Origin of the sequence: Rhodoferax sp., assembly GCF_014859475.1 — a bacterium.
In the GTDB taxonomy this organism is placed as follows: Bacteria; Pseudomonadota; Gammaproteobacteria; order Burkholderiales; family Burkholderiaceae_C; genus Rhodoferax.
In genome coordinates, this window is the sequence record NZ_JACUUE010000235.1 from 1 (window position 1) to 3,496 (window position 3,496).

Annotated in this window: 3 protein-coding genes and 1 pseudogene; 1 reads left to right on the top strand and 3 read right to left on the bottom strand. The window is 60.0% G+C overall.

The features are described 5' to 3' along the window. Together IBX54_RS13600 and sucC are read right to left on the bottom strand one after the other, a co-directional pair. A pseudogene (locus IBX54_RS13600) lies at positions 1 to 554 on the bottom strand (succinate--CoA ligase subunit alpha); the annotation flags it as partial. A gap of 20 nt (positions 555 to 574) precedes the next feature. Then, the gene (gene sucC, locus IBX54_RS13605; protein WP_296543195.1) at positions 575 to 1,738 is read right to left on the bottom strand and encodes an ADP-forming succinate--CoA ligase subunit beta; all 1,164 of its coding nucleotides are present in this window, start codon (positions 1,736 to 1,738) and stop codon (positions 575 to 577) included. Positions 1,739 to 1,901: 163 nt separating this feature from the next. Between sucC and argC the strand changes: the two genes are divergently transcribed. Next, a complete protein-coding gene (argC, locus tag IBX54_RS13610; protein ID WP_296543196.1) occupies positions 1,902 to 2,837 on the top strand; it encodes an N-acetyl-gamma-glutamyl-phosphate reductase in 936 nt (311 codons plus the stop codon). A 3-nt stretch (positions 2,838 to 2,840) separates the two neighbouring features. Here argC and recX read toward each other — a convergent pair whose 3' ends face one another. Continuing rightward, positions 2,841 to 3,290 carry a recombination regulator RecX gene (gene recX, locus IBX54_RS13615; protein WP_296543197.1) on the bottom strand — a complete coding sequence of 150 codons (450 nt, stop codon included), beginning with the start codon at positions 3,288 to 3,290 and terminating at the stop codon, positions 2,841 to 2,843. Positions 3,291 to 3,496: the final 206 nt, after the last annotated feature.

Genomic DNA, 3,496 nt, shown 5'->3' on the forward strand with positions numbered 1-3,496 from the left:
ACCGCACTGGACTGGCCCAGACCGATTTCGGTGAGTTGCGCCACCGCTTCGTATGTGAGCGTGCCGGAGCGGCTGACCACGCCAATGCGGCCCTTGCGGTGGATGTGACCGGGCATGATGCCGATCTTGATCTCGTCGGGTGTGATCAGGCCAGGGCAGTTGGGGCCGAGCAGCAGGGTTTCCTTGCCGCCAGCGGCCACTTTGGCTTTCATGCGGTTGCGCACGACCATCATGTCCTTGATCGGGATGCCTTCGGTGATGCAAATCGCCAGGTCCAGGTCAGCCTCGACGGCCTCCCAAATGGCGGCAGCAGCACCGGACGGCGGCACGTAAATGACGCTGACCGTGGCACCGGTTTCGGCGGCGGCTTCCTTGACCGAGGCGTAGATCGGGATGTTGAAGATCGACTCACCGGCTTTTTTGGGGTTCACGCCCGCAACAAAGCAGTTTTTGCCGTTGGCGTATTCCTGGCACTTTTCCGTGTGAAACTGACCCGTCTTGCCGGTGATGCCCTGGGTGATGACCTTGGTGTCTTTATTGATGAAAATAGACATGTTTATTCCTAATCAGCAAATTACTTGGCGACCGCTTTGACAGACGCCTGGGCCGCTTCTGCCATGGTGTCCACGGAAATGATGGGCAGGCCGCTGTCTTTCAGCAGCTTCTTGCCCAGTTCTTCGTTGGTGCCTTTCATGCGCACGATCAGCGGCACATTCAGGTTGGTGGCCTTGCAGGCGGCAATGATGCCGGTGGCAATGGTGTCGCATTTCATGATGCCGCCAAAGATGTTGACCAGAATGGCCTTGACCTTGTCGTTTTTCAGCATGATCTTGAACGCTTCGGTCACCTTCTCGGGGGTGGCGCCGCCGCCCACATCGAGAAAGTTGGCGGGCTCGGCACCAAACAGCTTGATGGTGTCCATGGTCGCCATGGCCAGGCCGGCACCGTTGACCAGGCAGCCAATGTTGCCGTCCAGGCTGATGTAGGCCAGGTCAAACTTGCTGGCTTCCACTTCGGCCGGGTCTTCTTCGTCGAGGTCACGCAAGGCCACAATCTCGGGGTGACGGAACAGCGCGTTGTCGTCAAAATTGAACTTGGCATCGAGCGCAATCACATTGCCTTTGCCGTCGCGGTTCAGCGGGTTGATTTCAACCAAAGACGCGTCGGTGTCCATGTAGCACTTGTAGAGCTTCTGGAAAATGTCCACGGCCTGTGCGGTGGAGCCAGCGGGCATGCCAATGGCGTCGGCAATCTTCTTGGCTTGTTCATCGCCCAGACCGGTGAGCGGATCGATGAACTCGGTGATGATTTTTTCGGGGGTGGAGCGCGCCACTTCCTCGATGTCCATGCCACCCTCGCTGGAGGCAATGAAAGCCACTTTTTGCGAAGCGCGGTCGGTCACCACGGACACGTAGTATTCTTTCTGGATGTCGGCACCGTCTTCGATGTAGAGGCGCCGCACCTTTTGGCCTTCAGGGCCGGTCTGGTGGGTCTTGAGCTGCATGCCCAAAATTTCGCCAGCGATGCGCTTGACATCTTCAATGGTCTTGGCCACCTTCACGCCGCCGCCCTTGCCACGGCCACCGGCGTGGATCTGCGCCTTGACAACCCACACCGGGCCGCCGAGTTTTTGTGCGGCTTCCACCGCCTCTTGAACGGTGAACGCTGCAATGCCGCGAGGCACTGGCACACCGAATTGACGCAAGATTTCCTTGCCTTGGTACTCGTGAATTTTCATGAGCTGTTTCTCTCAGGAATGAATGATGGATAGCCGTCTGATGTGTCCAACAGGGCAGCATCAGGGACACCGTGCGAAGCAACTGCAGACTGTATCATGCTGCATTGCCGCAAGCTGTTGCCAGCCTTACAAGCAACCCACTTTTCAGGATTTGACTTCCATCATGCAAAAAATCTTCATCGACGGCGAGGCCGGCACCACCGGTTTGCAAATTCGCGAACGCCTGCAAACCCTGCCCGGTATTGAGCTCATCAGCATCGCGCCCGAGCTGCGCAAAGACGCCAACGCCAAGCGCGACCTGATGGCGCAGGCCGATCTGGTGGTGCTGTGTTTGCACGACGAGGCGGCGCTTGAGTCGGTCGCCATGGTCGATGCGCTGGAAAAAAGCACGGGCCTGCCCGGCCCCAAAATCATTGACGCATCGACCGCGCACCGCATCGCACCGGGCTGGGTTTATGGTTTTCCCGAATTGGCCGCCGGACAGCGCGAAGCCATCCAAAGCGCACGCCGGGTAGCGAATCCGGGCTGTTATGCCACCGGTGCCATCGCGCTGCTTCGGCCCTTGCTTGATGCCGGGCTGATTCCGCATGACTTTGCGCTGTGCCTGCCCTCGGTCAGCGGGTATTCGGGCGGGGGCCGCCCCATGATCGAAGCCTATGAGCAGGGCACTGCCCCGGCCTTTGAGTTGTATGGTCTGGGTTTAAAGCACAAGCACATTCCGGAAATCATGGCCTTGACCGGCCTGACGCGCCGCCCCCTGTTTGTGCCCGCGGTCGGCAACTTCAGGCAAGGCATGCTGGTGCAAATCCCACTGCACCTGGACCTGTTGCCGGGCCAGCCCAGCGCCGACGAACTGCACAACGCGCTGGCGCGGCATTACGCCAACAGTGAATGGGTCAAGGTGTTGCCGGCCACGCCCGATAACAAGCTCGACGCTGTAGCCCTGGCCGACACCAACCAGCTCGAACTGCGCGTGTTCGCCAACCGTGATGCCGCTGATGGCTTTCAGCACGCGGTGCTGGTGGCCCGGCTGGACAACCTGGGCAAAGGTGCCAGCGGTGCGGCGGTGCAGAATCTGCAGTTGATGCTGGGGCTGTAAGGCTTAATCGTCATCACTGCCCGACACCACCCGATGGATGGTGTCGCCGCCAAAACCACGGCTGGCCAAAAAGCGCATCTGCTTGGCACGTTCGGCGGCATCTGCTGCAAGATGATCAAATTTCTTCTGCCACACCGCCCGGGCGCGGACGAGCTCGGTGCTGCGCAGTTCGGCCACGGCATCAGAGACCGCTTGCGGGTCCAGGCCCTTGGCTTGCAGCTCTTGCTTGATGCGCGCCGCGCCAAGTTTGGCTGCGCGCCGGTTCACGACCGACTCAACCACCCGCTGTTCGCTGATGAAGCCTTTGGCCTGCAGGTCGTCAAGCGCCAGTGCCAGCGTGCCAGGCTCCTCCTCAAAACGCTGCAACTTGCGCTCCAGCTCGGCGCGCGAATGCTCGCGCCCACTGAGCAGGCGCAAGGCGCGACCTTTGAGCGAGGGCTGGTCAAATGCCACGGTGGTTCACCTGAAATAACAGCGTCATCGCGAGCCCGCCGTATCCAGCCCGACACTGCACACGGACCTTGAACAGAGACATCGTCATCGCGAGCCTCCCGTATCGGCCCGATACCGCACACGAACATTGAACAGAAACTCCGTCACTGCGAGCGTAGCGCGGCAGTCCATGCAGTCCGGAGACATGGATTGCGTCACTTCGTTCG

Excerpts from the sequence above, each read along its gene's own strand:
- sucC (WP_296543195.1), bottom strand. The coding sequence starts at position 1,738 with ATGAAAATTCACGAGTACCAAGGCAAGGAAATCTTGCGTCAATTCGGT.
- argC (WP_296543196.1), top strand. The coding sequence starts at position 1,902 with ATGCAAAAAATCTTCATCGACGGCGAGGCCGGCACCACCGGTTTGCAA.